Consider the following 26,675-nt stretch of genomic DNA (forward strand, 5'->3'; position numbering starts at 1 on the left):
CCGCAGGACGGGCGCACGCGCGCCCTCCCGGTGGCCGGGCCCGCCGGGTCCGGTGGTGCCGCCCCGGCCGCGGGCCGGGGCGAGCCGTCGGCCGAGGCCCCTCCGGGTCGGCCGACGCCCCCCGCGGCGGCCGTGCCCCCACCGCCGGGCGTGGTCGGCGGAGGTGGTCCGGACGACGGGGACGCCCGTGGCGACGACGGGCGGCGGGCCGGCGGCGGGGGAGACGACCCGGCCGGCGCGCCTCCGGGCGCCACGGCGTGGCCCGCTGCGGGGGAGCCGGAGGGCTGGGCGCGGCCGCGGCCGCCCCGGCGGTGGGGGACGCTCGCCGCGCTGGCGCTCGCGGTGGCCGCGGCCGGCGCCCTCGTGCCGGTCCTGGCGCTCCTCGTCGTCGTCGGCGTGCTGCTCCTGGTCCGGACGGTGGGGCTCGCCGTCGCGGCGGTGCACGACCGGCGCGAGCGGCGCGGGCCGCGGCGCGGCGACCGGGCCGCGGCCCTGGCCCTCACGCCCTGGTACCTCGTGCGGGCGCTCGTCGGCCTCGTGCCCGGCGTCGTGGTGGCGGCGAGCGTGCTCGTCATCGTGCTGGGCCTCGCGGGGTGGCTCGTCGGGACGGGCGCGTGGGCCGTGCCGGAGCTCGTCGTCGCCGCGGACGGCACGCCCGGCGGTCGCGGGCTGTCGGTCGCGCTGGGCGCGGCGGTGCTCCTCGGGACGCTGTGCCTGTGGTGGGGGCCGCTGAGCCGCACCACGCGGGAGGGCGCGCGCTGGACCCTGGCGGCGGTCGCCCCGCGGCGGACGGGGGCGCTCGTGCTCGGCACCCTCGCGCTGCTGGGGGCGCTCGGGGCGGCGGCGCTCGTCGCGGACGGGCAGCCCGTGGACTGGTCCCCGCTCCTCGCGCCGGCGCTGCCGCGCGGCTGAGCACGCCGCCCGGGGACGGGGGAAGGACGGCGCCGGGACGGGGGCCGGGACGCAGGGCCCGGGGCGCACCCCGGTCCGGCCCGTACCCTGACCGGGTGAACCGCCGCGCCGTCCCGCCGGCCGCCCGGGTGCGCCCGGGCCGGCTCGCCGGGGTGCCGGCGGCGGCGCTCCTCGTCGCCCTGGCGGGCGCGCCCGCCCCGGCGCTGTGGCGGCACTGCGTCGCGGTCGCCGACCTCGGCACCGCGGGCCCCCTGGCCCTCCGCCTCGACGTGCTCGCCGCGACGGCGGGCTGCCCCGCGGGCACCCTCGGCCTCGGGAGCACGGGCCGCTCGCTCCTCGTCGCCGGCGCGCTGGTCCTCTCGCTCCTGGGGGTGCACCTCGCCCTCGCCGCCGTCGGCACGGGCCTGCTGCCGGTCGCGGCCCGGCTCGTCCGGGCGGCCGCGCGGCTCCTCCTCGCCGCGGCCGGCGTCCGCCGGCGTCCCGGGCCTGCGGTGCCGGTGGCCGCCCGGCGCGCGCCGCGGCCCCGGTGGGTCGTCGTCCGCCGGTCCGTCCTCGCCGGCCGCGCCGGGCCCCGCTCGCACCGCGGCCCCCCGGTGGTGGCCTGACCGCCCCGCGGTCACCGCCCCCCACCCTCGGACCCCCCGGAGAGCAGCCGTGCCCAGCAACGACCCCCGTCCCACCAAGAACGACCGCCGCGAGGCGGCCCGCGCCGAGGCCGCCCGCCTGCGCGCCGAGCAGGAGCGCAAGGCCCGGCGGACCCGGCTCGTGGCCATCAGCGCCCTGGCCGCCGCCGTCGTCGCCCTCGGCGTCGTCGTCGCCGTCGTCCTCACCCGGAGCGCGTCCAACCGCGAGGCCTACGGCGAGGTCGCGTACGGCGCCGGCGCCGAGGGGGTCGTCGCGCCGGAGCTCGCCGACGTCACCGCGCCCGCGGCGGCGAACGACGAGGGCGGCATCACCGTGACCGGCGCCGGCGTCGGGGAGCCCGGCGACGCGCCGGTGGACCTCACCGTCTACCTCGACTACCAGTGCCCCTTCTGCGCGCAGTTCGAGGCGGCCAACGGCGAGATGCTCGCCGAGCGGGTCGCGGCGGGCGACATCTCCGTCGACTACCGGATCCTCACCTTCCTCGACAGCGCGTCCAACGGCACCTTCTACTCCACCCGCGCGGCGAACGCCGCCGCCGTCGTCGCCGACCGCTCCCCGGAGCACTTCCTCGACCTCACGCAGAGCCTCTTCGCGCGCCAGCCGGCGGAGGGCACCTCGGGCCTGACCGACGAGGAGATCGCGGAGATCGCCACGGAGGTCGGCGTGCCGGAGAACGTGACGGAGGACTTCACCGCGACCGTGACCGGCACCTTCACCGAGGGGGGGAGCTCGGGCGAGGGCACCTGGCGCACCTTCGCGCCGTGGCTCGCCGCCGCGACGGCGAAGGCCTCGGCGGACCTCGGGGGCATCAGCACCCCGACGATCCTCGTCGACGGCGAGCGGTTCGAGGGCAACCCGATCACCGCGGGCCCGCTCGAGGAGGCCATCGACCTGGCCCTGGCGGGCTGACACCTCCGCGCCGGCCGCCCGTCGGCGCGGGTCGCCGGGGGGCCGGGCGCGCTCGGTACCCTGGGGGCCTCGCCTCCTTAGCTCAGTCGGCCAGAGCACCTGTCTTGTAAACAGGGGGTCGTCGGTTCGAATCCGACAGGGGGCTCCACGGCGGAGGGGCGGCGCGGCGGGAGGGCGGCGTCAGCCCTCCTCGGGGTCCTCGCCGAGGGGGGCCGGCCGGCCCCAGAGGTAGCCCTGCGCCACCCGGCAGCCCGCGTCGGCCAGGGCCCGCGCCACCTCCCGCGTCTCGACGCCCTCGCCGACGACGTCGAGCTGCATCGCCCGGGCCATCGCGACGACCCCCTCGACGACCGCACGGCTGCGCGGGTCGGTCGTCATCGCCGCGACGAAGCTGCGGTCGATCTTCACCTCGTCGACCGGCAGGGCCGTCAGCTGGGTGAGCGAGGAGTAGCCCGTCCCGAAGTCGTCGACGGACAGGCGGACGCCGAGCGACCGGATGCGGTCGAGCTCGGCGACGAGGGCGTCGTGGACCGTCAGCAGGTGCGTCTCGGTGAGCTCGAGCACGACCCGGTCGGGGGGCGTGCCCGTGCGGGCCAGGGCCGCCTCGACGACCCCGCCGAAGCCGCCGTCGCGCAGCTGGGCGGCGCTGACGTTCACGTGGACCCGGACGTGCTCACCGTGGCGGCGCGCCACCCGCGGCCAGCCGGCGAGCGCCGCGTCCAGCGCCCACGCGCCGAGCCGGGGCATGAGCCCGGACGTCTCGGCCACGTCGAGCCACGCGCCCGGCAGCAGGAGGCCCCGGCGCGGGTGCTGCCACCGCAGCAGGGCCTCGACGGCGGTGACGCGTCCCGTCGCGATCTCCACCAGGGGCTGGACGTGGAGCACGAAGGCGCGCTCCGCGACGGCGGCCCGCAGCTCCCCGTCCAGCTCGAGGTCGAGGCGGACGCGGTCGAAGAGCCGCTCGGAGAAGAACGCCGCCCGCCCGCGGCCGTCGACCTTCGCCTCGTACATCGCGGTGTCCGCCTCCCGCAGCAGGTCGCCCGGGTCGGTGCCCGCCCGGGCGAGCGTCATGCCGACGCTCGCCCCGACGCCGACCTCGCGACCGTCGACGGTGACCGGGCGGCACACCTCCCGCAGCACCCGTGCGGCGAGCGCGGCCCCCGCCGCCCGGTCCGCCACGGCCGGGCAGCAGACGACGAACTCGTCCCCGCCCAGCCGCGCGACGGTGTCGCCCGGGCGGACCGCCCGCACGAGCCGCGTGGCCACCTCCGCGAGGACCTGGTCGCCGACGGCGTGGCCGAGCGAGTCGTTGACGCGCTTGAAGTGGTCGAGGTCGAGGAAGAGGACCGCGACGGCGCCCCCGGCGCGCGGGGCCGCCGCGAGGGCCTGCGCGATGCGGTCGAGCAGCAGCACCCGGTTCGGCAGGCCCGTGAGGGCGTCGTGCATCGCCTGGTGCGCCAGGCGGGCCTCGAGGTCGGTGCGCTCCGTGACGTCGACCAGCTGGACGTTCGCCACGCGCTCCGGCTGGCCGGCCGGGCCCTCGTCGTGCAGCGCCGCCGCCACGAGCAGGCACGTCCGGCGCTCGCCCGAGCGCGTGCGGTGCACGAGCTGCCCCTCCCAGGAGCCGACCCGCCCCGTCGCGAGGTCGGCCAGGACCGCCGCGAACCCGGCGTGCTCGGCGGGGTCCAGCAGGTCCGGCCAGCGCCGCCCGACGACCGTGCCGCCGCCGCCGTCGTCCGACCACCACCGCTCCATCGCCGGGTTGGCGTAGCGCACGGTCCCGGCGGCCGGCGGCGCGAGCACGAGCAGGGCGTTGGGGACGACCGCCGCCTCCAGGGTGCGCGCGAGGACGTCCCCGCGGCGGTCGGAGGCCTCCAGCGCGAGCCGGCGCTGCACCACCTCGATGCTCAGGGCCAGACCCACGAGTCCCGTGACGGCGATGAACGCCTGGACGACGAGGGTCTGCGTCGTGACGGGCCGCACGGTCGAGAACGGCCCGTACCCCTGGAGGGTCGCGACGACGCCCAGCGCCGCCGTGAGGGCGCCGTACGTGGCCGTCCACGCCGGCCCGAGGCGCCAGCCGACGAGGACGGTGACGGGCAGGACGAGGAAGGCGAAGGCGTCCTCGTCCTGGCGGGCGTACACGACGGTGTTGACGGCGAGGGCGGCCGGGAGGACGAGGGCGACCTCGAGGGGGCGGCGCCCGCGCGGGGCCGTCCCCGCGGCCGCGGCGGCCCCGGCGTCGGCGCGCGCGGCCCGCCACGCCAGGACGAGCGCCATGACGACCGCCGTGCTCGCGGCGAACCGCGGCACCCACAGGAGGACGATCTCCAGGGCCCCGGCCAGCCCCTGCGGGCCGAGGACCGCGAGGAGGACCGGGGCGCCCGCGACGGCGCCCGCGGCGCTCGCGGCCCCGAGCGCGAGGAGGCCGTGCCCGTCGCGCAGGGTGTCGGGCGTGCGGCGGGCCAGCCGGAGGAACACCGTCCCGCCGACGACCGCGTGCGCCACGTTCGCGAGGGCGAACGCCGCGGACACGAGCGCCGGGGCCTGCGTCGCGAGGTTCGCGACGAAGGCGAGCCCGAGCAGGAGCGGCATCGCGACGCGGAGCCGGTACCGGGGCGGGGTGAGGACGAACCACAGCACCGCCACGCCGGCCGCCGGCCAGACGAAGGCGACGGGGGGCGAGGGCAGGCGGGTGAGCCCCCCGAGCACCGCCGCGGCGAGGTAGCCCAGGGCCCACACGGCCTGCGCGGCGGCGAGGCGTCGGCCCGGCCGGGGGGTCCGGCCCCCGGCGGCGGGGGGCACGGGGGCGGGCGTCGCCGGGGCCGGCGTCGGGTCGGGCGCGGGCGGCCGGCCGTCGGCGACGGCCGGGCCGGGGGCAGCGGGGTGCCGGTCCACGCGTCCGCACCTCCTGCTCGTCCCTGCGCCGGTCCGTCGGGCGCGTCCTCGGCGCCGGCGGCTGCCCCCCGGGTGCCCACCGTGGCACCGCGGCCGGGCAGGGGCAACGCGTCCCGCCGTGCGCCGCCGCCGGCCCGTCCTGCGAGGACGCCGGCCGATCCGGCGGCGTCGCCGTCGCACCCGGCGCGCTGAGACCCGCCCGGTGGCCCGGCGGTGCCCGCTTGCCGCCCGGGCCGGGCCCGCCGACGATCGCCCGGGGCCGGCGACCGCCGACCGGGACGGGGTCGGGATGGGCAGCGTGACCGGTGGCGCTCCGTCGTCCGCGGACGGCGGGTACGGCGCACCCGGTCCGCGCGTCGCCGACCTGCGGGGCGACGACCCGGAGGGGCGCGACGACCGGTTCGCCCCCGACCACGACGGCGACCACGACGGCACGCGCCACGGCGACGGCGTCCTCGAGGCGGCGCCCGGGTACGGCTCGCACCCGCCGGGCGGCACGGGGGCCGACGGCGGCCGACCGGCGGAGGGCGCCCGCGACGGCGGGCCCGACGTCGTCGTCGGCTCGGGCCGGGCGGCGGCGGAGGCCCTGCGCCCGCCGACGCCGCGCACCGACGGGTACGCCGCCCTGCGCTCCTACGCCGCGCTCGGCGACGGGCGGACGGTCGCCCTCGTCGCGGACGACGGCTGCATCGACTGGTTCCCCGTGCCCGACCTGGACTCCCCGCCCGCGTTCGGGGCCCTGCTCGACGAGGTGGGCGGCGGCACCTTCTCCCTCGCCCCCACCGCGCCCTACCGGATGCGCCGTCGCTACCTGCCGGGCTCGAACGTGCTGAGCACGGAGTACGTCACCGGCACGGGCTCCGCGCGCGTCACGGAGGCCCTCACCACCGGGGTGGCCGGCCGCCTGCCCTGGTGCGAGCTGGCCCGACGCGTGGAGGGGCTGACGGGCGACGTGCCGATGGGGTGGCGGATCGCGCCCGGCACGGCGCTGGCCACGGCGTCGCCGTGGGTCCAGGGCACGACGCACGGCCCGGTGCTGCGGATCGACGGCGTGACGATGGCGACCGTCCTCTCGTCGGACCTCACACCCGTGGTGGGGGAGCAGGAGGTGGCGGGCGTCTTCACCACCACCCCCGGGTCGCGGCACCTCGTCGCGCTCGTCGGGACGGAGCGGGAGCCCGTCCAGCTGCCCACGCCGGAGGAGGTCGACGACCGGGTCTCACGCACGCTGACGAACTGGCAGGTGTGGACGGAGGCGTTCCGCTACCAGGGCCCGTGGCCGCTGGCGGTGCAGCGCAGCGCGCTCACGCTCAAGCTCCTCGTCCACGCGCCGTCGGGCTCCGTGGCCGCGGCGGCGACGACCTCCCTGCCCGAGAGCTGGGACGGCGGCAAGAACTGGGACTACCGGTACGCCTGGCTGCGGGACACCGCCTACGCCGTCGACGCGCTCATCGCCTTCGGCCTGCGGGAGGAGACGCACGCCGCCATCAGCTGGGTCGTGCGGACCGTGCGGGAGTCCGAGCCGCGGGTGTTCTACGCCCTGGACGGGTCCGTCCGCGACGACCACTCCGAGCCCGACGTGCCGGGCTGGCGCGGCATCGGCCCCGTGTCCGCCGGCAACCGGGCGGGGTTGCAGCGCCAGCTCGGCGTCTACGGCGACGTGCTCGCCGTGGTGCGCGGCTACGTCGACGCGGGCAACCTGCTCGACGCCGACACCGGCCGGGCCCTGGCGGCCCTCGCCGACGAGGCGGCCGACGCCTGGCACCGGCCCGACGCCGGGATGTGGGAGCTCGACGAGGAGCAGCACTACACGACCTCGAAGCTCGGCTGCTGGCAGGCGCTGGAGTGCGCGGCGCACCTGGCCGAGGCCGGCCAGCTCCCCGGCGTCCCGGACCGCTGGCGCGCGGAGGCCCGCCGCATCCGCGCCTGGGTCGAGGAGCACTGCTGGGACGAGGCGCGCGGCACGTACCTCATGCATCCCGGCTCGGACGCCCTGGACGCCTCCATCCTGCTGCACGCCATGAGCGGCTTCGACCGCTCGGGGCGGATGTCCTCCACCGTCGACGTGCTGCGCCGCGAGCTCGGCACGGGCCCCTGGCTGCACCGCTACACGGGCATGGACCGGGAGGAGGGGGCGTTCGTCGCGTGCTCCTTCTGGGGCGTCGCCGCGCTCGCGCACCTCGGCCGGCTCGACGAGGCCCGCGCCTGGATGGACGAGCTCCTGGCCGAGTCCTCCGACGTCGGCGTCTGGGCCGAGATGGTCGACCCGGCGACGGGCCACTTCCTGGGCAACCTGCCGCAGGCCCTGAGCCACCTCGCCCTCGTGCAGGCCGCCGTGGCGGTGTGGGACGCGGAGGGCCGCGTGCCCGTCCCGGTACCGGACGTCGAGTCGCGCCCGGGGGACGGCGCCCGCTGACGACCCGGCCCCTGCGGGCCGAGCCCTGCCGGCCGGGCCTGCCGGCCGGGCCTGCCGGCCGGGCCTGCCGGCCCTCCGTCCGTCGCGGTCGCACTCCGCCGTCGCTGACGCACCTCCAGGTGCGACGCCGACGGCGGAGTGCGACGCCGACGTGGTGCCCCGGTGCGGCGCGGGCGGCAGGTGCGCTCGCGGGTCCGCGGCGCAGCGCGGTCGGCGGCGTCCGCCGGTGCGGCGCGGGCGGCGGGTGCGCTCGCGGGTCCGCGGTGGGCGGCGTCCGCACCGCCGTCCGCGGGCGGCCTCAGCGCGAGGAGCCGGTCTCCTCGAGCAGCCGCAGCGCGGCGCTCACGCGCGGGTTGCGCGAGGGGTCGGCGTCGATGCCGAGCGTCGCGTAGATGGCGTTCACGTGGTTCTGCACGGACTTCTCGGCGATGCCGAGCCGCTCGCCGATGCCCGCGTTCGACAGCCCCTCGGCCAGGAGGCGCAGGACCGCGAGCTGCCGGTCGGTCAGGCGCGCCACGGCGGACCCGGCCCGCGGCTGCGCGTGCTGGAGCAGGGCGGGGTCGAGGACCGTCACCCCCTCGGCCGCCGAGCGCACGGCCTGGACGAGCAGCTCCTCCGACGTGCCGGACGTCTTCGACAGGTAGCCCCAGCCCGCGGCGACGTCGGGGGGCAGGTCGAGCAGCAGGTCCATCGCGTCGTGCGCCGACAGCAGCAGCACCCCGAGGTCCGGCTGGAGCCGGCGCAGGCGCACGCCGAGGGCGATCCCGTTGCCGTCCGGCAGGTCGATGTCGAGGAGCACGACGTCCGCGACGCCCGTGGTGATCCGGCTCTCGGCCTCCGCGACGGTCCCGGCCGTCACGACGACCTCCAGCCCGCGCGTGCCGGACAGGGTGTGCTGGAGCATGGCGCGGAACAGCGGCTGGTCCTCGACCACCGCCACGCGCACCGCGTCCACCGCTGTCCGGCTCATCGGGGAGAGTATGGCGTCCGCGACGGGCGCCGGTGCGGTGGTCGGCGGGACGCGCCCGCACGCCGGGCAGCCGGCAGGGCGGCACGACGGCCAGGGGGAGGGGACCACGGTGGGCGGGGCGACCCCGGACGACGACGCAGGCGGCCGGGGCGCGGACCGCAGGGCGCTGCTCCTCGGCGCCGGCGCGGTGGCCGGGGCCCTCGGGCTGGCCGGCGCCGGCCACGAGGTCGTCCTCTGGGCGGCCGCCGAGCACGCGGGCGGTGCCGTGCTCGCAGGGCGTGGCCTGGCGGTGCGGCTGGCCGTGGACGTCGTCGCGCTCGCGGTCCTCGTCGGCGGGCTCGACGCGCTGCGGGTGCACGCCCGCCGGGGCCGCGTCGTGCCCGCGGTGCTCGCGCTCGTCGCCGCGGCCGTCTCGGGCCTCGTGCGCTGGGGGCTGCTCGTCCTCCTCGACGCCCCCCTCGGCGGCGCGGGGGGCTGGGGCGAGCTCGCGGTCGGCGTGGTCGTCGCGCTGCTGGCCGCCGTCCTCGGCCTCGAGCACACCCGCCGCCAGCGCCGGCTGCGGGAGCGCACCCGGGCCGCGGAGCGCGAGGCGGTGCGCGTGGAGGACGCCGTCCGCGCCCTCCAGGCGGAGGAGGTCCGCGTGCGCCGCGAGGTCGCCGAGGGGCTGCACTCGAGCCTGCAGCAGCGGATCGTCCTCGTCGTCGCCCGCCTCGACCGGGTGCTCCAGGCGGCCACGGCCCGGCCGCTCACGCGCGACGAGCTCGGCTCCCTGCGCTCCGCCCGGGACGACCTCGAGCTCCTGCGCGCCCGGGACGTCCGCGAGACGAGCCGCCTTCTCTACCCCGAGGGCCTGGAGATCGGCCTCGTCCCGGCGCTGCGGGGGCTGCTGCGCCGCGTCCCGACGAGCATCGCGGTGGACCTGCGGGTCGCCGACGAGGTGCGCCTCCTCGACGACCCGTCCGACCCGCACCTGACGCCGGCCGAGCGCCTGCTCGCGTGCCGGGTCGTCGAGGAGGGCGTGCAGAACTCGCTGCGGCACGGCGCGCCGCGGCGGCTGGAGGTCCACGTCGAGCGCGACGGGACCGCCCTCGTCGTCACGGTCGGCGACGACGGCCGCGGCTTCGACGCCGCGACGGTGCGCCGGTCGGGCACCGCCCGGCTGGCGGAGCGGCTCGCGCTCGTCGGCGGGCGCCTGGAGCTCACGAGCGTCCCGGGCTCCGGCACGCGCGTGCGGGCGCACCTCCCGGTGGACCACCTGCGCCGCGCGCCCGCCGCGGGCTGAGCCGCCGCCCCGCTGCGAGCCAGCCCTCCCGGACCGCCGCCGGTCAGCGCGCGGGCCGCACCGGCTCCGCGACGGGACGCTTGGGCTGCACGAGGTCGCCGGAGGAGCGCCCCCGCAGCCGCCGCGTCGCCCACGGGTAGAGGTGGGTGCCCACCCAGCGGGCGTCGGCCCGCGCCCGCTCGAGGCGGGGGGCCGGCGGCCGCGGCGCCAGCGGGTCGTCCCAGTCGGGCCGGTCGGGCTCCAGCCCCAGCCCGGCGAGCGCGGCCTGCGCCACCCGCACGTGCCCCTCGGTCGTCAGGTGGATCCGGTCCTCGGACCACATGCGCCAGTCGGCGAGGGACCGCATGCCCCAGACGTCGACGACGTGCGCGCCCGTGCGGCGGGCGATCGACCAGACCTGCGTGTTGAGCACCGCCACCCGCGACCGCGTCGCCCGCACGAGGGGGCTGCCCGCCGTGTCGAACCCCGTGGCGAGGAGCACGTCGGCGCCCGTCGCCCGCACCTGCACGACGGCCGCCTCGAGCCGCGCGGCGAGGCGGTCGGCGTCGGCGCCGGGCCGCAGGAGGTCGTTCCCGCCGCCGACGAGGCTGACGAGGTCGGGGCGCTGCTCGAGGGCCGCGGGCACCTGCTCGTCGAGGATGCGGCCGAGCAGGCGGCCGCGGACCGCGAGGTTGGCGTACTCCAGGGGCGCCTCGTCGAGCGCCTGGCGCCGGCCGGACAGCGAGGCGGCCAGCAGGTCCGCCCACCCCCGGCAGGGCGGTCCCACGGGGGTCCCGGGCCCCGCGGCCGGGGCGCCGCCGGGGGCGTCCCACAGGCCCTCCGTGAACGAGTCGCCGACCGCCACGTACCGGCGCCACCGCGTGACGTCGCCGGTGCCGGGGCGCAGGGAGCCCGCGGCGGTGCCGGAGGCGTCCGCGGGGCGAGGGGGGTGCGAGGTCGTCACGCCACCATTGTGCGCGCGGGCGCCGGGCGGCTCAGGCGGCGGGCAGCGACCAGTCGAGAGGGTCCGCGCCCTGCTCGACGAGCAGCCGGTTCACCGCGGAGAAGGGCCGCGAGCCGAAGAACCCCCGCGAGGCCGACAGGGGGCTGGGGTGGGCGCTGCGCACCTGCGGCACGTCGCCGAGGGCGGGTGCCAGGGTCTGGGCGTCGCGGCCCCACAGCACGGCGACGAGGGGCCCGCCCCGCTCGACGAGGGCCGCGACGGCCCGGTCGGTCACCGCCTCCCAGCCCCGGCCGCGGTGGGAGGCCGGCGCGCCCGGCCGGACGGTGAGCACCCGGTTGAGCAGGAGCACCCCGCGGTCGGCCCAGGGGCGCAGGTCGCCCGTCGCCGGCCGCGGCACGCCGAGGTCGTCGACGAGCTCGCGGAACACGTTCTCGAGGGAGCGCGGCAGCGGGCGCACGTGCGGCTGGACGGAGAAGGACAGGCCCATCGGGTGCCCCGGCGTGGGGTAGGGGTCCTGGCCGACGACGAGCACCCGCACGTCCGCCAGGGGCCGGCGGAACGCGGCCAGGACGTCCTCGCCGGCCGGCAGGTAGCCGTGGCCGGCGGCGACCTCCGACCGCAGGAAGCGGCCGGCCTCGCGCAGGGCGGTCTCGACCGGGGCCAGCGCGGCGGCCCAGTCCGGGGCGACGAGGTCCGTCAGCGGGGCCGGGTCGTGGCGGGGCGCGGGGGTGCCGGCCGCGGCGCCGACCGGGGCATCGGCCGGGGTGTCGGCGGCAGCGGGGTCGGGGGCGTCCTCGGGAACGGCGTCGGGCACGCCCCCGACGGTACGCGGCGACGACGAATGACACCGGTGTGGTTCGGCGCGTAGCCTGGCCGCCGCGGCCGGTGGTGCCGTGGGACGACGGGAGGGGTACCGATGGACGCGACCGCGCGGGCCGGGCGGCCCCTCGACGCCGCCGACGCCCCGGACCCCACGGGCTCCGGCCTGTCGGAGCGGGACCGGCAGGTCCTGGCCTTCGAACGGCAGTGGTGGAAGTACGCGGGCGCGAAGGAGCAGGCCGTCCGCGAGCTGTTCGACCTCTCGGCGACCCGGTACTACCAGGTGCTGAACACGCTCATCGACGACCCGGCGGCGCTGGCGTTCGACCCCATGCTCGTCAAGCGCCTGCGCCGGATGCGCTCCTCGCGCCAGCGCGCGCGCACCGCCCGCCGTCTCGGCGCGGACGCCTGAGCACCTCGCGGGGTCGCAGGCCGGCCGGCGGCGCCCCTGCGCGGCTCCCGGGCCGCCCCCCGGCCAGCCGTTAGGTTGTCCGCCGTGAGAGAGGGCGCCTACCCGTACCCGGAGGACGAGTTCGACGCGGCTCCCGACCCCGACGGGCCGCGGGGCATGCACCGGGCGCCCCGGTCCGCGACCGCGCGGTGGTGGCCCTTCGTGGCCGCGGCGCTGGTCTTCGCGACCCTCGCGGTGCTCCTCGTCCTGTGGCAGTTCCGGTCCGGCACGCCCGAGGCGCTCGCCGACCTGCCCGGCGGGGACGAGGTGACGGCCACGGACGGCACGGGCGCCGGCGCCGCCGACCCGGTCGCGTCGGACCCGGCGGCCGGGCCCACGACGGACCCGGCGGCGACCGCCCCGGCCCCGGAGGCCTCGGCCGCGCCGCCCGAGCCCACCCCGACCCCGACCCCGACCCCGACGCCCGAGCCGGACCTGGCCACCCCCGTCGTCGTGCTCAACGCGACCGGCATCTCCGGGCTGGCGGCCGGCGTCGCGGACGACCTGGAGGACGCCGGCTTCTCCGACGTGAGCGCCGACAACCGCTCGCGCGGCGGGCTCACGCAGAGCACCGTCTTCTACGCGGCCGAGGACCAGGCCGCCACGGCGGCGCTCGTCGCCGGGACGCTGGGGCTGACCGCGGTCACGCTCTCGCCCGACGACGCCCGCGGCGGCGTCGCCGTGGTGCTCCTGTCCGACCCCTCCTGAGCACGCCCGCGCCGCGTCGGACGGCCCGGCGTGTGACCTACGACGCCCCCGCGATCCTGTCGGGAGAACCCGTTCCCGGCCCGACGCCCCGCCACTAGGGTTCCGCTCAACCCGATGCGGCGGGAGCTCGGGCGAGGCGACGTCGAGGAGCACGCATGGCGCAAGGCACGGTCAAGTGGTTCAACGCCGAGAAGGGCTTCGGGTTCATCACCCCGGCCGGCGGCGGGCAGGACCTGTTCGTCCACTACAGCGCGATCCAGGTGGACGGCTACCGGTCGCTCGAGGAGGGCCAGGAGGTCGACTTCGAGGTGGGCCAGGGCACGAAGGGCCCGCAGGCCGAGCAGGTCCGCCCGGTCTGACGCCCCGGCGGGGGGACGTCCCCGTCCGACGGCACGGCAGGAGGGTCGCACCCGGACGGGTGCGGCCCTCCCGCACGTCCGCCCCCGGCGCGCAGCGCGTCCCACCGGGTGCTGCAGGAGGCCGCCGACGGCCCCCGGACGCGCCGGGCGCCTTGCACTCGGGGGGGCCGAGTGCTAACCATTGACCTAGCACTCTCCGGTGGAGAGTGACAGAAGCACCCGGCCGAGAGGTGAGGGCGCTCGCCCGCGGGACGTGACCGCGGGGGAGGGTCCGTCCGTCGCGGGCACCGACCGGCCGACCCCAGGAACCCAGCGAAGGATCGATAGCCCCATGGCCAAGATCATTGCCTTCAACGAGGAGGCCCGTCGCGGGATCGAGCGCGGGCTGAACGTCCTCGCCGACACCGTGAAGGTCACCCTCGGCCCGAAGGGCCGCAACGTCGTGCTCGACAAGAAGTGGGGCGCGCCGACGATCACCAACGACGGCGTCTCCATCGCCAAGGAGATCGAGCTCGACGACCCGTTCGAGAAGATCGGCGCCGAGCTCGTCAAGGAGGTCGCCAAGAAGACGGACGACGTCGCGGGCGACGGCACCACCACCGCCACCGTGCTCGCCCAGGCGCTCGTGCGCGAGGGCCTGCGCAACGTCGCGGCCGGCGCGAACCCCATCGCCCTGAAGAAGGGCATCGAGAAGGCCGTCGAGGCCGTCACGACGCAGCTCCTGGCCCAGGCCAAGGAGGTCGAGACGAAGGAGGAGATCGCCGCCACGGCCGCCATCTCCGCCGGCGACCAGGCGATCGGCGACCTCATCGCCGAGGCCCTCGACAAGGTGGGCAAGGAGGGCGTCATCACGGTCGAGGAGTCCAACGCCCTCGGCCTGGAGCTCGAGCTCACGGAGGGCATGCGCTTCGACAAGGGCTTCCTGTCGGCGTACTTCGTGACCGACCCCGAGCGCCAGGAGGCCGTCCTCGAGGACGCCTACGTGCTGCTCGTCGAGTCGAAGATCTCGAACGTGAAGGACCTGCTGCCCCTCCTGGAGAAGGTCATCCAGGCCGGCAAGCCGCTCTTCATCGTCGCCGAGGACGTCGAGGGCGAGGCCCTGGCCACGCTCGTCGTCAACAAGATCCGCGGCACGTTCAAGTCCGTGTCCGTCAAGGCCCCGGGCTTCGGCGACCGCCGCAAGGCGATGCTGCAGGACATGGCCATCCTCACCGGCGGCCAGGTCGTCTCCGAGACGGTCGGCCTCAAGCTCGACACGGTGGGCCTCGAGGTCCTCGGCACGGCGCGCAAGATCGTCGTGACGAAGGACGAGACCACGATCGTCGAGGGTGCGGGCGACGCGGCGCAGATCGCCGGCCGCGTGAACCAGATCCGTGCCGAGATCGAGAACTCCGACTCGGACTACGACCGCGAGAAGCTGCAGGAGCGCCTCGCCAAGCTCGCCGGCGGCGTCGCCGTCATCAAGGCGGGTGCGGCCACCGAGGTGGAGCTCAAGGAGCGCAAGCACCGCATCGAGGACGCCGTCCGCAACGCGAAGGCCGCCGTCGAGGAGGGCATCGTCGCCGGTGGTGGCGTCGCGCTCATCCAGGCCGGCAAGCTCGCCTTCGAGAAGCTGGACGTCGAGGGTGACGAGGCGACCGGTGCCAACATCGTGAAGGTCGCGATCGAGGCCCCGCTGAAGCAGATCGCCGTCAACGCCGGCCTCGAGGGTGGCGTCGTCGTGGACAAGGTCCGCAACCTGCCCACCGGCCACGGCCTCAACGCCGCGACCAACGAGTACGAGGACCTGCTGGCCGCGGGCGTCAACGACCCGGTCAAGGTCACGCGCTCCGCGCTGCAGAACGCGGCGTCCATCGCCGCGCTCTTCCTCACCACGGAGGCCGTCGTCGCCGACAAGCCCGAGAAGGCCGCCCCGGCCGGCCCGGGTGGCGGCGAGGACTTCGGCGGCGGCTTCTGACCCGCTGAACCCCTCCGGGCGGGGGCGGCGGTCCGCCGCCGCCCCCGACCCGCACCACGGGCCGTCCACCCTCGGGTGGGCGGCCCGTGGTCGTGCCGGGCCCGCTGCCGCGTCAGACGCGGCCGCGCCGCCGCCGGTGGGGGACGCGCAGCCCCGAGGCCCGCAGGCGGCGCACGAGGTCGCGGGTGCCGACGGGCTCCGCACCCTGCGCGACGAGCGCGTCGTAGCGCTCCGCCGGCACGTCGTAGTGGTCCTCGTCGAACGCGCGCGGGGGCAGCCCCGCGGCGGCCGCGAAGGCGTGCAGCTCCGCCAGGGACGCGTCGCTGACGAGGTGCGACCAGGTGGTGCCGTGGCGCGGCCAGAGCGGCGGGTCGACGAGCACGGTCACCGCGGCAGGGTACGGCGCGGCAGGCTCAGCCGCCGAAGAGCCGGGCCGCCACCCCGTCCGCGTCCGCGTACGTCTGCGCGGCGCCGTGGAGCGAGGCCTCCATCTGGTCCAGCGTCGCCTCGAGCAGCACCTGGCCGTGCGACCAGAGCGCCACGGCCTCGGCGCACGCGGCGGCGGCCGGGCCGGTCCACACGGCGCCGAGGTCGGCGAGCTCCCGGCGCAGGGCCTCGGCCTCCGCCCGGACCGCCAGCCCCCGGGACCGCACCCGGCCCGCCGTCACGGCCAGCGCCTCGCTGTCGACCTCGTACCGGCTCATCGCCCGCTCCCTCCGCGACCGCCCGGGCGGCGGCCGTCGGGGCGACGCTAGGACCGGCGCCGGCAGGCCGGACGGTGCCGGCGCCGCGTCGGGGCACGGCGGGCGCCGGGCGGGGCTGGGGGCGGGTCGTCGCGGCGGTCAGGCGCGGGCGGCGACCACGGGCTCGGGCGCGACGGAGCGGAGCTCCTTCTGCAGCCGCTGCTCCTCCGCGGACAGGTTCTGCCGCGCCTGCTCCTCCCACGCCACGCCGAGGGGGCTGACGAAGAGGCTCGGCCGCGCCAGCAGCTTGTGCACGATCCGCAGCCGCGCGCGCAGGAAGTCCTCGAGCGGCACGTGCGCGTACTCCTCCCGCACGTCGCGCAGGTAGGTCTTGTAGCGCTGGGGGTCGGACGCGAGCACGGCGAGGTCGGCGTCGCACAGCACGGAGCAGTCGAAGTCGTTCGGGTCGACGACGTGCCGGCGCAGCGCCGCGACGAGGTCGTGCACGCGGGCCGCGCGCGCCGCCGGGACGCCGAGGGACGCGAGGTCCTCCTGGGCGAACCGGGCGCTGGCGACCTCGTCCTCCCCGCCGCGCTGGGCGTATGTGGGCGTGTGGTCGGCGTCGAAGACGGCGCCGTGGTACCAGCCGGCCAGCCGGACGAGGTCGGGCTCGTGCGTCTCCTGGACGAGCTCGTCGACCCGGCACAGCACGTCGGCCAGGTGCCGGACGTTGTGGAAGGTGCGGCGGGTCGCGGACCACAGCTCGAGGAGGCGCCGGCCGTGCTCGCGGATCTCGTCGTCCGGGGCGGTGGCCCCGGCCTCGCGGACGCTGCGGTGGTAGGCCTGCAGGAGCCATGCGGGTGCGTCGTGGGCGCCCATGCGGATCAGCCTCTGAGGGGACAGGGGTGGTGCTTCGGACAGGTCATCGTAGCCCCGGGCGCCGAGCGCCCCGCCGTCCCCCGTGCGGGGGTACGGCGGCGGGGCACCGAGCGGTCAGCCGGTGGGTGCGGCGCCGGCCGCGGGTGGGGGTGCGGGGACGGTGGCGACGGTCCCCGGCGCGACGGCCGGGTCCTGCGTCGTGCCCGGCGGTGGGCCGGTCGGCGTGCCGGCGGGCGGGGGGGCGCCGGGCGGCGCGGGTTCGGGGGCCTGCCGGGGGACGGGCGCCGGTGCCGGACCGGCGACGGGGAGCCGCACCCGCACGGTCGCGCCGCCGCCGGGGGTCGGCAGGATCCCGACGTGCCCGGCGTGCGCGTCGACCACCGCGGCGACGATCGCCATCCCGAGGCCGGCACCGCCGCCGCCGCCCCGGCCCCGGGAGGCGTCGACGCGGTAGAAGCGCTCGAAGACGCGCTCGGCGTGCTCGGGCGGGATGCCGGGCCCGTGGTCGCGCACCTCGAGGACGACCTCGCCGGGCGCCGCGGGCAGGGTGCCGACCGCCACCTCCACCGGCGTGCCCGCCGGCGTGTGCGCCACGACGTTGCCCACGAGGTTGGCGAGCACCTGGCGCAGGGCGCCCTCGTCGGCGACGACGTGCGCCGCGGCGGCCGGGGCGCCCTCGGGCAGGGGCACGATGCGGGCCGGGCGGGCCGGGTCGATGGCGTGCAGGTCGCTCACCGCGTCGGCGGCGAGGACCGTGAGGTCGACGTCCGTGGTGCGCAGGGGGCGCCGCTCGTCGAGACGGGCCAGCGCGAGCAGGTCCTCCACCAGCACGCCCATGCGCGTGGCGGACCCCTCGATCCGGCGCATGGTGTCCTCGAGCTGCTCCGGCTCCCGGATGGCCCCCATGCGGTAGAGCTCGCCGTAGCCGCGGATGGCGGCCAAGGGCGTGCGCAGCTCGTGGGAGGCGTCGGCGACGAAGCGCCGCATGCGCCCCTCGGAGGCCTCGCGGGCCCGGAAGGACGACTCGATCTGGGTGAGCATCGTGTTGAGGGCGCCGGAGAGCCGGCCCATCTCCGTGCCCGGGTGCGCCGCCGGCACGCGGCGGGACAGGTCGCCGGCGGCGATGGCCCCGGCCGTGCGCTCGACCTCGCGCAGCGGGCGCAGGCTGCGGTGCACCGCCCAGCCGCCGCACACGACGCCGAGCAGCACGATCCCCAGCCCGCTGAGCAGCACGATGCCGAGCAGGTCCTTCTCCGTGCCCTGCACCTGCGCGAGCGGGAGCGCCACCGTGATGCTCGCGGCGGGGCCGTCCGTCGGCACGTCGTACGTCACCGCGCGCCACCGCTGGCCGGAGTCCGACGTCACCGTGTACGCGGCGACCCGCCCGTCCACCTCCGCCGTGGCCGGGACGGCGGCGGGCAGGCGAGGGGTGCCGTACTGGTCGAGGGTCGTCCGCGACGCGATGGCGTTCGACGTGAGCCCGCCGCTCTCCAGCCAGGCGCAGTAGTCGACGGGGTACACGGGGTAGAGGTCCTGGTCCGGGCGCGCGAGCCACTGCTGCAGCGCGCCCGTGGAGAGCAGGGCCTTCGCCTGCACCTCGAGCTTCTCGTCGAGCTGGGTGACGAGCGACCGGTGGAGGAACACGCTGCTGGCGCTGCCCGCCAGGGACAGCCCGGCGACGAGGAGCGCCGCCACCAGCCCCACGAGCCGCGCCTGCAGCGGCACCTGCCGCCACAGGTCCGTCAGCCGGCCCGCGACGCCGTCCCGCGCGCTGCCGTACGCGCCGCGGGGCACCTCGAGGGGTCCGGTGCCGGCGGGTCCATGGTGCGTGGCGGGGAAGGGGCCGTAGGGCCCGCCCGCCCCCGGGGCCGGCGCTGCCGCGACCGGCGCGGCGCCCGGTGCCGCGCCCTCGGCGGCGGAGGCCTGCGGCAGGAGCCCGGGGTCCCCGGGCCCCCGGCCGGGGGTCACGGCGTCGAGCGCAGCAGGTACCCCACGCCGCGCCGGGTGTGGATGAGCGGGGGGAGCCGCTCGCCGTCCGGGCCGACGACCTGGTCGACCTTGCGGCGCAGGTACGAGATGTAGGACTCGACGATGTTCGCGTCGCCGCCCCAGTCGTACTGCCACACGTGGTCGAGGATCTGCGACTTCGACAGCACGCGGCCCGGGTTGAGCATGAGGTAGCGCAGGAGCTTGAACTCCGTGGGGGACAGCTCCACGGGCACGCCGGCGCGGCGGACCTCGTGGCTGTCGTCGTCGAGCTCGAGGTCGGCGTAGGTGAGGAGGTTGGCCTCGTCCTCGCCGGGGCGGGTGCGCCGCAGGATCGCGCGGATCCGGGCGACGACCTCCTCCAGGCTGAACGGCTTCGTGACGTAGTCGTCGCCGCCGACCGTCAGGCCCTGCACCTTGTCCGCCGTGTCGTCGCGCGCGGTGAGGAACAGGACGGGGATGTGCTGCCCCTTCTCGCGCATCCGCCGCGTGACGGTGAAGCCGTCCATGTCGGGGAGCATGACGTCGAGCACGACGAGGTCGGGCTGGGTGTCGCGGGCCAGGCGCAGGGCCGCGCCGCCGTCGGCCGCCGCGTGCACCTCGAAGCCGGCGAAGCGCAGCGAGGTCGCCAGCAGCTCGCGGATGTTCGGCTCGTCGTCCACCACCAGGAGGCGTGCCTCCGCCTGTGCGCCCGTCATGGCGCCAGTGTGCGCGCCGACGCTGGGAGGCCCCTGGGAGGAGCCTGCGCGCGGCGCCGCCGGCGGGCCGCACGCGTCCGTGCGGGGCCCGGGGTGCGGCCGCCCGGCCCGTCCCGCGCCGGTGACGACGAGGGACGGGCCGGGCGCCGGGTCAGGAGCGCTCGATCTGCGCGGGCGCGGGGCCCGCCGTGAGCTGGGCGCCGGACTTCAGCGCGGCGAGCCGGGCCTCGATCTCGATCTCCTCGCCCGAGGACTCCAGCTCGGCGAACTGCGCGTCGATGGAGGACGCCGCGACCTCGGCCTGGCCGAGCGCCAGCGCCTCCTCGCGGCGCACCTTGTCCTCGAAGCGGGAGAGCTCGCTCGTCGGGTCCAGGACGTTGATGGAGCTGATCGCGGTCTGCACCGTCTGCTGCGCCTGGGCGGACTTGGCCCGCGCGACGAGGGTGTCCCGGCGACGCTTGAGGTCCCCGAGCTTGTCCTTCATCGTCGCCAGCCCGGACTTGAGCTTCTCGACCGTCTCGCGCTGCGAGGCGATGGACGGCTCGGCCTCGCGGGCCTCGGTCTCCGCCGTGATCTGCTTGCTGATCGCGATCTTGGCGAGGTTGTCGAACTTGTCGGCGTTCGCCGTGTCGCCCGCGCCCCGGTACTGGTCGGCGCGCGACGAGGCCGCGACGGCCTTGCGGCCCCAGTCCTGGGCCGCGGTGAGGTCCTCCTGGTAGTCCTGCTCCGCCAGGCGCAGGTTGCCGATCGTCTGCGCGATCGCCTTCTCCGCGTCGGCGATGGAGCTCGTGTAGTCGCGGACCAGCTGGTCGAGCATCTTCTGCGGGTCCTCGGCGCTGTCGATGAGCGCGTTGACGTTGGCCCGCGCCAGCTGGGCGATGCGTCCGAAGATGCTCTGCTTCTCCGTCATGCGTGCGTCCCCTCTCGTGCCGGGCCACCCTTGCGGCCCGGACCCTGTCGTGCTGCCGGTCGTCGTGCTGCGTGCGTCCGTGGTCGTGCTCGTGCTCGTGCTGGTCGGGCGCGGCGCGGTCCGCCGCCCCGGGACCGGCCTGCGGGGGTCAGAACCCCCCGCCGATGCCGCCGTCCCCGAAGCCGCCGCCGTCGAAGCCGCCGCCGTCCCCGAAGCCCCCGCCGCCGCCCCAGCCGCCCCCGCCGCCGCCGCCGCGGAGGATGGAGTCGATGAGGATGCCGCCGAGGACCATGCCGCCGATGCCGTTGAGTCCGCCGCCGCCCATGCCGCCACCGCGGCGGCGGCCGCCGTAGCCGCCGTACCCGCCCGGCCCGGTGAGCATCCCGTCCTCCTCGGCCCGGCGCACGTCGTCCTGCGCCAGGCGCTGCGCCTGCGCGACGCGCTCCTCGCCGGCCCGCGCCTGCGACAGCGCCGCGACGGGGTCGCGGTCGAGGCGGTCCGCCGCGCCGTCGCGCAGCCGGTGCGCCTCGGCCAGCCGGGTGCGCGCCTCCGGCCCCACGACCCCGCGGCGGGTGTCGACGAAGTCCCCCACGCCGCGCAGGGCGGCGTCGAGGCGGTCGAGGGTCTCGACGGCCTGCGCGCGCGTGCGGCGGGCCGTGTCGCGCGCCTCGCGCCGGGGGGCGAGCGCGGCGTCGAGCGCGGACTCCGCGTCCGTCAGCCCCTGCAGGGCGGCGAGCGGGTCGCCGCTGCCCCCGCGGGCGGCCCGGCCCGCCTCGACCGCGGCGCGCGCGTCGGTGGCCCGGGCGAGCACCACGGGGTCGCCGCGGCCGATCCGGTCCACGTCCTCGAGGTCGGCGCCGATGCTCGCGAGCGCGGCGTCGAGCCGCCCGTCCGCGGACGCGAGGTCCGTGCCGGCGCGGTCGACGGCGTCGAGCAGCGTCGCCGCCTGGTCCAGCGCGGCCTCCGCGGCCCGGGCGTACCCCACCGCGGCGGCCCTGTCGTCACGGGCGACGGCCTCGTGGCCCGCCGCGACCGTCGTGGCGACCTCGTCGAGGAGCAGGCGGGCCTGCTCGGGGTTGAGCGCGACGGAGGCCAGCGCCGTGGCCGGCCACCGGCGGCCGAGCGCGGCCAGCGCCCCGCGCGCCGGCTCCACGCGGGCGCCGAGGTCGGCCGCCGTCCGGGCGTGCGCGTCGAGCGCGTCGCCGACCCGGGCGTGGACGTCGCGGAGGCGGTCGAAGCCCTCCTTCTGGGCGTCGAGGCTCTCCGCCACCCCCCGGCAGGTGCGCAGGATCGTCAGGGACCGCTCGCGCACCTCCTCGGGGGTGTCGGGGATGTGGTCGTCGAGCGTCTGGCGCAGCCGGAAGGCCTCCGTCACGCGCCCCTTCGCCTCGGCCAGGACGGCCTCGTACTCCGCCGTCGCCGACGCGCCGAACTGCGCCTGCGCGAAGCCCAGCTCCTGCTCCGAGCTGCGCAGCGCGTCGTCGATCCGCACGAGCGCCGAGGCGGACCGCGCGTCGAGCTCCTCCGTGGGCAGGGCGTCGAGCCCGTCGCCGCCGGGCCGCGGCGGGGCGGCGCCGGCCACCGCGGCCGGGGCGCCGGCCGGGTTCGCGGCACCGCGCCGACGGGAGCGCAGGCGCGTCGCGACGAGGACCCCGCCGACGACGACGGCGCCGAGCACGAGGAGGGCGCCGAACCCGCCGCCGGGCGCCCCGCCGCCGGCGATGTTCCCGCCGGCGGCCTCCTCCAGGCGCTGCGCGGCCGTCACGGCGGCGCCGGTCCAGTCGCCCGTGGCCAGGAGGTCCTCGACCTGGGTCCCGACGACCTGCATCTCCTCGGCGGAGATGTCGCCGACCGCCGACGGCGCCAGCGACCACCGCTCGGCGTCGGTCGCGACCGCGAGCACGAGGTCGTCCGCGCCGAGCCCGGAGGCGGCGGCGGTCTCCTGCACCCAGGCCGTCGGCTCCGAGCCGCCGAAGTCGTCGACGTAGACGACGTAGAGCTGGTACGGCGTCTGCTGCTGCAGCGCGTCGAGGGCGGTCTGCACGGCGCCGTCGTCGAGGACCCCGGCCGCGTCGGTGACGTCCTCCGTCAGCGCGACGGGGTCGGCCGCCGGGAGCGGCAGGGCCGCCGCGGGCGCCGCCGCCCACCCGGCGAGCAGTCCCGCCCCCAGCAGCGCGGGCAGGAGGGCGGCACGGGGACGGGGACGGGGCAGACGGCGGGGCAGCGGCACGGACCGATCCTTTCCCACCCGGCTGTGACGCACAACGAGAGCGGCCGCCGGACGCCCCCGGGGCACGGCTCGGCGGGCCTGAAGACGGCTCGGACGTCGCCACCCGGAGGGGTGACGCCGGGGCTGTCCCCGGGTCCACGGTCGGCCCGGGCGCCCGGCAGGGGGCAGACCTGGTCGTCGTCCGGGCCCGCGGCCCCGGGGGCCGCGACCCCCGGGACCTGCGTCGCTCCGGCCGCTCAGGCCCCGGCGGCGTCCTTCTCCGTGCTGCCCAGGTCCTCGGCGTCGACGATCGTGTAGGCGTACCCCTGCTCGGCGAGGAACCGCTGGCGGTGCGCGGCGAACTCCTGGTCGACGGTGTCGCGCGCGACGACGGTGTAGAAGTGCGCGGCGCGCCCGTCCGCCTTCGGCCGCATGATCCGCCCGAGCCGCTGGGCCTCCTCCTGCCGGGACCCGAAGGACCCCGACACCTGGATCGCCACCGCCGCCTCCGGCAGGTCGATGGAGAAGTTCGCGACCTTGGAGACCACGAGGATCGAGATCTCGCCGGAACGGAACGCGTCGAAGAGGCGCTGACGCTCGCGGACGGGCGTCTCGCCCGTGATGAGGTCGGCGTCCAGGTGCTCGGACAGCTCGTGGAGCTGGTCGAGGTACTGCCCGATGACGAGCGTGGGCTCGCCCGCGTGCCGCCGCACGAGGTCCTCCACCACGCGGTTCTTGCCCGTCGCCGTGGCCGCGAGGCGGTACTTCTCCTCGGGCTCGGCCGTCGCGTAGGTCATCCGCGCGCCGTCGGGCAGCGTGAGCCGGACCTCCGTGCAGTCCGCGGGGGCCACGTAGCCCTGCGCCTCGATGTCCTTCCACGGCGCGTCGAACCGCTTGGGCCCGATGAGGGTGAACACCTCGTCCTCGCGGCCGTCCTCGCGCACGAGCGTCGCGGTGAGCCCGAGCCGCCGCCGCGCCTGCAGGTCGGCGGTCATCCGGAACACGGGCGCCGGCAGCAGGTGCACCTCGTCGTACACGACGAGGCCCCAGTCGCGGGCGTCGAGCAGCTCCAGGTGGGGGTGCACGCCCTTCCGCTTCAGCGTGAGCACCTGGTAGGTCGCGATGGTGACGGGCTTGATCTCCTTGCGGGCACCGGAGTACTCGCCGATCTCGTCCTCCGTCAGCGTCGTGCGCTTGATGAGCTCGTCGCGCCACTGGCGGGCGCTGACGGTGTTCGTCACGAGGATGAGCGTCGTCGTCGACGACTTGGCCATCGCCCCCGCGCCGACGAGCGTCTTGCCGGCGCCGCAGGGCAGCACGACGACGCCCGAGCCGCCGTGGAAGAAGCTCTCGACGGCCTGCTGCTGGTAGGGCCGCAGCGTCCAGCCGTCCTCGAGCAGCGCGATGTCGTGGTGCTCCCCGTCGACGTACCCCGCGAGGTCCTCCGCGGGCCACCCGAGCTTGACGAGCACCTGCTTGAGGTGGCCGCGCTGGGAGGGGTGGACGACGACGTCCGTGGCGTCGAGGCGCTCGCCGAGCAGGCCGGCGGTGCGCTTGGAGCGCATGACCTCGACGAGGACCGCGGGGTCGAGCGCGTGCAGGACGAGGCCGTGCACGGGGTCGGCGAGCAGCTGCAGCCGCCCGTACCGCGCCATGGTCTCGGCCACGTCGACGAGCAGCGCGTGCGGCACGGGGTAGCGGGAGTACTCCAGCAGCGTGTCGACGACGCCCTCGGCGTCGTGCCCCGCGGCACGGGCGTTCCACAGGCCGAGGGGGGTCAGCCGGTAGGTGTGCACGTGCTCGGGGGCGCGCTCGAGCTCGGCGAAGGGGGCGATCGCCCGGCGGCACGCGGCCGCCTGCTCGTGGTCGACCTCGAGCAGGAGGGTCTTGTCGCTCTGGACGATGAGGGGGCCGTCGGGCACGGGGGCTCCTGTCGGGCGGGGGTGGCGCGGGCGGGGGTGGCGCGGGCGGGGGTGGCGCGGGTGGGGCGCTGCGGGGCGGCGGGCGGGCGTCAGGCGGGGGTGTCGGCGGGGGCGTCGAGCGGTCGGACGGGGGAGACGGAGGCGATGTGGTGCACGGCCACCGTCAGCTCCGCGGACCGCTGCAGGTCCACGGCGCGCAGCCGGCCGGCGTCGACGCGCAGGGGCCGCAGCGTGCGCTCCTGGAGGCGCCCGTCGGGGCCGACGAGCTCCACGCGCACCTCGGCACGCTCCGCGGCGGCCTGCCGCAGGAGCACCAACGCCGCGGCGGGGTCCGCTGTTCCGTCGGCGGGCCGGGGCGCGCGGGGGCCGACGCCCGGGCGCAGCGGACGCTGCCGGGCGCCGGTGGTCGGCGCGCCGGGGGACCCCCCGGCGCCCGGAGCACCGGGACCACCGGCGGCCGCCGTGCCGGCCTCGTCCGACCCGGCCGCGCCGTCGACGCGGTCGGCGGACCGCAGCCGCGCGACGAGGTCCGTCAGCCGGCGCTCGTCGGGCGGGCCGGCGGCGGGCGAGGGGGAGCGCGGCGTGCGCCCGCGGGCCCGGGCCGGCGCCGCCCCGGGGTGCACGACCCGCCCGTCGGGCCCCTCCGCGACGGGTGCGCGGCCGATCGCGCGCAGCGCCACGAGGACCTCCGTGGGGGTCGCCCGCGCCCCGAGCACCGTCGGCGCGAGCGGGAAGAGCCCGAGGGCGGCCAGGCGCGGGTCCTCGACGAGCCCGAGCAGCGCGCCGGGGTCGTCCGAGCGCAGGTAGCCGTCCACCGCGCCCGTGCGCAGCCGCCCGTGGCGGCGGGCCACGTCGCGCACGAGGTACTCCAGCGGCTGCGGCACGGCCCCGCCCGGGGCGTGCCGGGCGAGCCCCGCGAGCAGCTCGTCGGCGGCGAGCCCGCCGTCGAGGCCCTCGCGGACGGAGTCGGCGGTGAAGCGCACGGTGAGCGCCCCGCCGCGGCTCTCCACCCGGGCGGTGCGGTCGAGCAGGGCGGCGAGGTCGTCGTCGGGGCGGCCCGGCACGACGCCGGTGAGGTCCGCCTGCAGGAGCAGCACGTCGACGGGGGCCGGCAGGGCCTGCGCCAGCGCGGTCGCCACGGGGTCGGCCGGCCGCGCGCCCCGGGGTGCCTCGCCGCGGGACGGGTCGGCCGGTGCCGCCCCCTCGTGGAGGGCGTCGAGGAGCGCCCGGCCCGGACCGCCCAGCGCGCCGGCGCCCAGCACGCCGAGCAGGCCCGCCTCGTCGAGCACGGCGCGGACCGCGACCTCCGGCGGCACGGAGCGCGGCGCCCGGTGGCGCAGGGCCGCCAGCACGTCGTCCGCCGGCCGCGGGGCGGCGGGCGGGTCGGCGGCCAGCACCTCGAGGACCGCGCGGCGCAGGCGCGGCCCCCACGTGCGGTGCACGGTCGGGTCGAGGGCGGCCCGCGGCGCGTCGTGGTCGTCGCGCGTGCCGACGAGCCACGGGGCACGGGTCGTCGTCGCCCACGCGCGCACGAGGGCCGCCCAGCGGCGGGGCAGGTCCGTCGCGAGCCAGACGTCCGCGGCGACCGTGGGCAGGAAGGCGGGCAGCTCCTCGCCGTCGTCCGCGACGAGCCCGGCGGCGCCCGCGACCTCGACGAGGAGGGCGGCCTCGGGCTCGGGCACGTCGAGCGCCTGCGCCGTCCGCCGCAGGTCCCGCACGCCGACGCCGCCGCCGCGCAGCACGTGGGGAGGGGTGCGCTCCCAGAGCCGCAGCAGCGCCTCGACGAGCCGGACGGCGCGCTCGGCGGCGACGGCGGACTCGGCCGCGACGCCCTCCGCGGCGAGGCCCCGGGCGGGCCGGGCCGGCGCCGGCGGGGCGGGCGGCGCCGGGTGGGTGCGGCCGTCGCGCAGGCGCCAGGCGACCTCGCGCGGCAGCACGACGTGCCCGCCCGTGCCCGGGAGCAGGAGCCGCTCGCGCAGGAGCCACGCCACGGCCTCCGCCGCGGGTGAGCGGGGGGCGGGCGCGCGGCCGACGGGCGGGCCCCAGCGCAGGGCGTCGAGCACGGCCAGGGCACCCGCCCGCGCCCCGGCGAGCAGCGCCGCGGCGGGGTCCTCGCGGT

The 26,675-nt window shown here is 78.1% G+C and carries 21 protein-coding genes, 1 tRNA gene and 1 pseudogene; 10 read left to right on the top strand and 13 right to left on the bottom strand.

Features of this window, described 5'->3' with window-relative positions; translation table 11 throughout:
* The 4 genes and pseudogenes from EJA20_RS12930 to EJA20_RS12945 all read left to right on the top strand — a co-directional run.
* Positions 1 to 912, top strand: a pseudogene (locus EJA20_RS12930) (serine/threonine-protein kinase); the annotation flags it as partial.
* A gap of 95 nt (positions 913 to 1,007) precedes the next feature.
* Positions 1,008 to 1,517 carry a hypothetical protein gene (locus EJA20_RS12935; protein WP_129338633.1) on the top strand — a complete coding sequence of 170 codons (510 nt, stop codon included), beginning with the start codon at positions 1,008 to 1,010 and terminating at the stop codon, positions 1,515 to 1,517.
* A gap of 49 nt (positions 1,518 to 1,566) precedes the next feature.
* Positions 1,567 to 2,466, top strand: a complete 900-nt coding sequence (locus EJA20_RS12940; protein ID WP_129338636.1) for a DsbA family protein — start codon at positions 1,567 to 1,569, stop codon at positions 2,464 to 2,466.
* 71 nt (positions 2,467 to 2,537) lie between these two features.
* Positions 2,538 to 2,614: transfer RNA gene (locus EJA20_RS12945), tRNA-Thr, on the top strand.
* 32 nt (positions 2,615 to 2,646) lie between these two features.
* Here EJA20_RS12945 and EJA20_RS12950 read toward each other — a convergent pair.
* Positions 2,647 to 5,364: a bifunctional diguanylate cyclase/phosphodiesterase gene (locus EJA20_RS12950; RefSeq protein WP_164983976.1), complete on the bottom strand. Its 2,718-nt coding sequence runs from the start codon at positions 5,362 to 5,364 to the stop codon at positions 2,647 to 2,649.
* A gap of 289 nt (positions 5,365 to 5,653) precedes the next feature.
* Between EJA20_RS12950 and EJA20_RS12955 the strand changes: the two genes are divergently transcribed.
* Positions 5,654 to 7,780, top strand: a complete 2,127-nt coding sequence (locus EJA20_RS12955) for a glycoside hydrolase family 15 protein (protein ID WP_129338641.1) — start codon at positions 5,654 to 5,656, stop codon at positions 7,778 to 7,780.
* A 298-nt stretch (positions 7,781 to 8,078) separates the two neighbouring features.
* On the opposite strand, the gene EJA20_RS12960 is transcribed toward EJA20_RS12955, so the two are convergent.
* A complete protein-coding gene (locus EJA20_RS12960) occupies positions 8,079 to 8,750 on the bottom strand; it encodes a response regulator (protein WP_129338644.1) in 672 nt (223 codons plus the stop codon).
* A gap of 109 nt (positions 8,751 to 8,859) precedes the next feature.
* On the opposite strand from EJA20_RS12960, the gene EJA20_RS12965 reads away from it, so the two are divergent.
* A complete protein-coding gene (locus tag EJA20_RS12965; protein WP_129338647.1) occupies positions 8,860 to 10,032 on the top strand; it encodes a sensor histidine kinase in 1,173 nt (390 codons plus the stop codon).
* Positions 10,033 to 10,075: 43 nt separating this feature from the next.
* Here EJA20_RS12965 and EJA20_RS12970 read toward each other — a convergent pair whose 3' ends face one another.
* Together EJA20_RS12970 and EJA20_RS12975 are read right to left on the bottom strand one after the other, a co-directional pair.
* Complete coding sequence (locus tag EJA20_RS12970; protein WP_129338675.1) at positions 10,076 to 10,918, bottom strand: SGNH/GDSL hydrolase family protein; 843 nt, start codon at positions 10,916 to 10,918, stop codon at positions 10,076 to 10,078.
* Between the two features lie 88 nt (positions 10,919 to 11,006).
* On the bottom strand, positions 11,007 to 11,675 hold the full coding sequence (locus tag EJA20_RS12975; RefSeq protein ID WP_129338678.1) for a uracil-DNA glycosylase: 669 nt from the start codon (positions 11,673 to 11,675) through the stop codon (positions 11,007 to 11,009).
* 216 nt (positions 11,676 to 11,891) lie between these two features.
* Between EJA20_RS12975 and EJA20_RS12980 the strand changes: the two genes are divergently transcribed.
* The 4 genes from EJA20_RS12980 to groL all read left to right on the top strand — a co-directional run bounded on the left by EJA20_RS12980 (position 11,892) and on the right by groL (position 15,269).
* Positions 11,892 to 12,206, top strand: coding sequence for a DUF3263 domain-containing protein (locus tag EJA20_RS12980; protein WP_129338649.1), 315 nt, complete (start codon positions 11,892 to 11,894; stop codon positions 12,204 to 12,206).
* A gap of 84 nt (positions 12,207 to 12,290) precedes the next feature.
* The gene (locus tag EJA20_RS12985) at positions 12,291 to 12,953 is read left to right on the top strand and encodes a LytR C-terminal domain-containing protein (protein WP_129338651.1); all 663 of its coding nucleotides are present in this window, start codon (positions 12,291 to 12,293) and stop codon (positions 12,951 to 12,953) included.
* A 155-nt stretch (positions 12,954 to 13,108) separates the two neighbouring features.
* Entirely contained in the window at positions 13,109 to 13,312 is a 204-nt protein-coding gene (locus EJA20_RS12990) for a cold-shock protein (protein WP_129338653.1), read from the top strand.
* A gap of 331 nt (positions 13,313 to 13,643) precedes the next feature.
* On the top strand, positions 13,644 to 15,269 hold the full coding sequence (gene groL / locus EJA20_RS12995) for a chaperonin GroEL (protein WP_129338655.1): 1,626 nt from the start codon (positions 13,644 to 13,646) through the stop codon (positions 15,267 to 15,269).
* A gap of 112 nt (positions 15,270 to 15,381) precedes the next feature.
* On the opposite strand, the gene EJA20_RS13000 is transcribed toward groL, so the two are convergent.
* From EJA20_RS13000 to EJA20_RS19785, 9 genes are all read right to left on the bottom strand, one after another.
* Positions 15,382 to 15,657 (bottom strand): DUF4031 domain-containing protein, encoded by a 276-nt coding sequence (locus tag EJA20_RS13000; RefSeq protein ID WP_129338657.1) that lies wholly within the window; start codon positions 15,655 to 15,657, stop codon positions 15,382 to 15,384.
* Between the two features lie 25 nt (positions 15,658 to 15,682).
* Positions 15,683 to 15,973 carry a WXG100 family type VII secretion target gene (locus tag EJA20_RS13005; RefSeq protein ID WP_129338659.1) on the bottom strand — a complete coding sequence of 97 codons (291 nt, stop codon included), beginning with the start codon at positions 15,971 to 15,973 and terminating at the stop codon, positions 15,683 to 15,685.
* Between the two features lie 138 nt (positions 15,974 to 16,111).
* Positions 16,112 to 16,831 (bottom strand): HD domain-containing protein, encoded by a 720-nt coding sequence (locus EJA20_RS13010; protein ID WP_129338661.1) that lies wholly within the window; start codon positions 16,829 to 16,831, stop codon positions 16,112 to 16,114.
* Between the two features lie 114 nt (positions 16,832 to 16,945).
* Complete coding sequence (locus EJA20_RS13015; protein WP_240675477.1) at positions 16,946 to 18,799, bottom strand: sensor histidine kinase; 1,854 nt, start codon at positions 18,797 to 18,799, stop codon at positions 16,946 to 16,948.
* Positions 18,796 to 19,515 (bottom strand): response regulator transcription factor, encoded by a 720-nt coding sequence (locus EJA20_RS13020; protein ID WP_129338663.1) that lies wholly within the window; start codon positions 19,513 to 19,515, stop codon positions 18,796 to 18,798. The genes EJA20_RS13015 and EJA20_RS13020 overlap by 4 nt, the downstream gene beginning before the upstream one ends.
* Positions 19,516 to 19,666: 151 nt before the next feature.
* Positions 19,667 to 20,425: a PspA/IM30 family protein gene (locus EJA20_RS13025; RefSeq protein ID WP_129338665.1), complete on the bottom strand. Its 759-nt coding sequence runs from the start codon at positions 20,423 to 20,425 to the stop codon at positions 19,667 to 19,669.
* Positions 20,426 to 20,573: 148 nt separating this feature from the next.
* Positions 20,574 to 22,655 carry a TPM domain-containing protein gene (locus tag EJA20_RS13030; RefSeq protein WP_164983977.1) on the bottom strand — a complete coding sequence of 694 codons (2,082 nt, stop codon included), beginning with the start codon at positions 22,653 to 22,655 and terminating at the stop codon, positions 20,574 to 20,576.
* A gap of 236 nt (positions 22,656 to 22,891) precedes the next feature.
* On the bottom strand, positions 22,892 to 24,556 hold the full coding sequence (locus tag EJA20_RS13035) for a DNA repair helicase XPB (protein ID WP_129338670.1): 1,665 nt from the start codon (positions 24,554 to 24,556) through the stop codon (positions 22,892 to 22,894).
* 89 nt (positions 24,557 to 24,645) lie between these two features.
* Positions 24,646 to 26,675, bottom strand: a 2,030-nt coding sequence (locus EJA20_RS19785; RefSeq protein WP_129338673.1) for a helicase-associated domain-containing protein, incomplete at its 5' end; no start/stop codon positions are given.

Source organism: Cellulomonas endophytica (assembly GCF_004123805.1).
In the GTDB taxonomy this organism is placed as follows: domain Bacteria; phylum Actinomycetota; class Actinomycetes; order Actinomycetales; family Cellulomonadaceae; genus Cellulomonas; species Cellulomonas endophytica.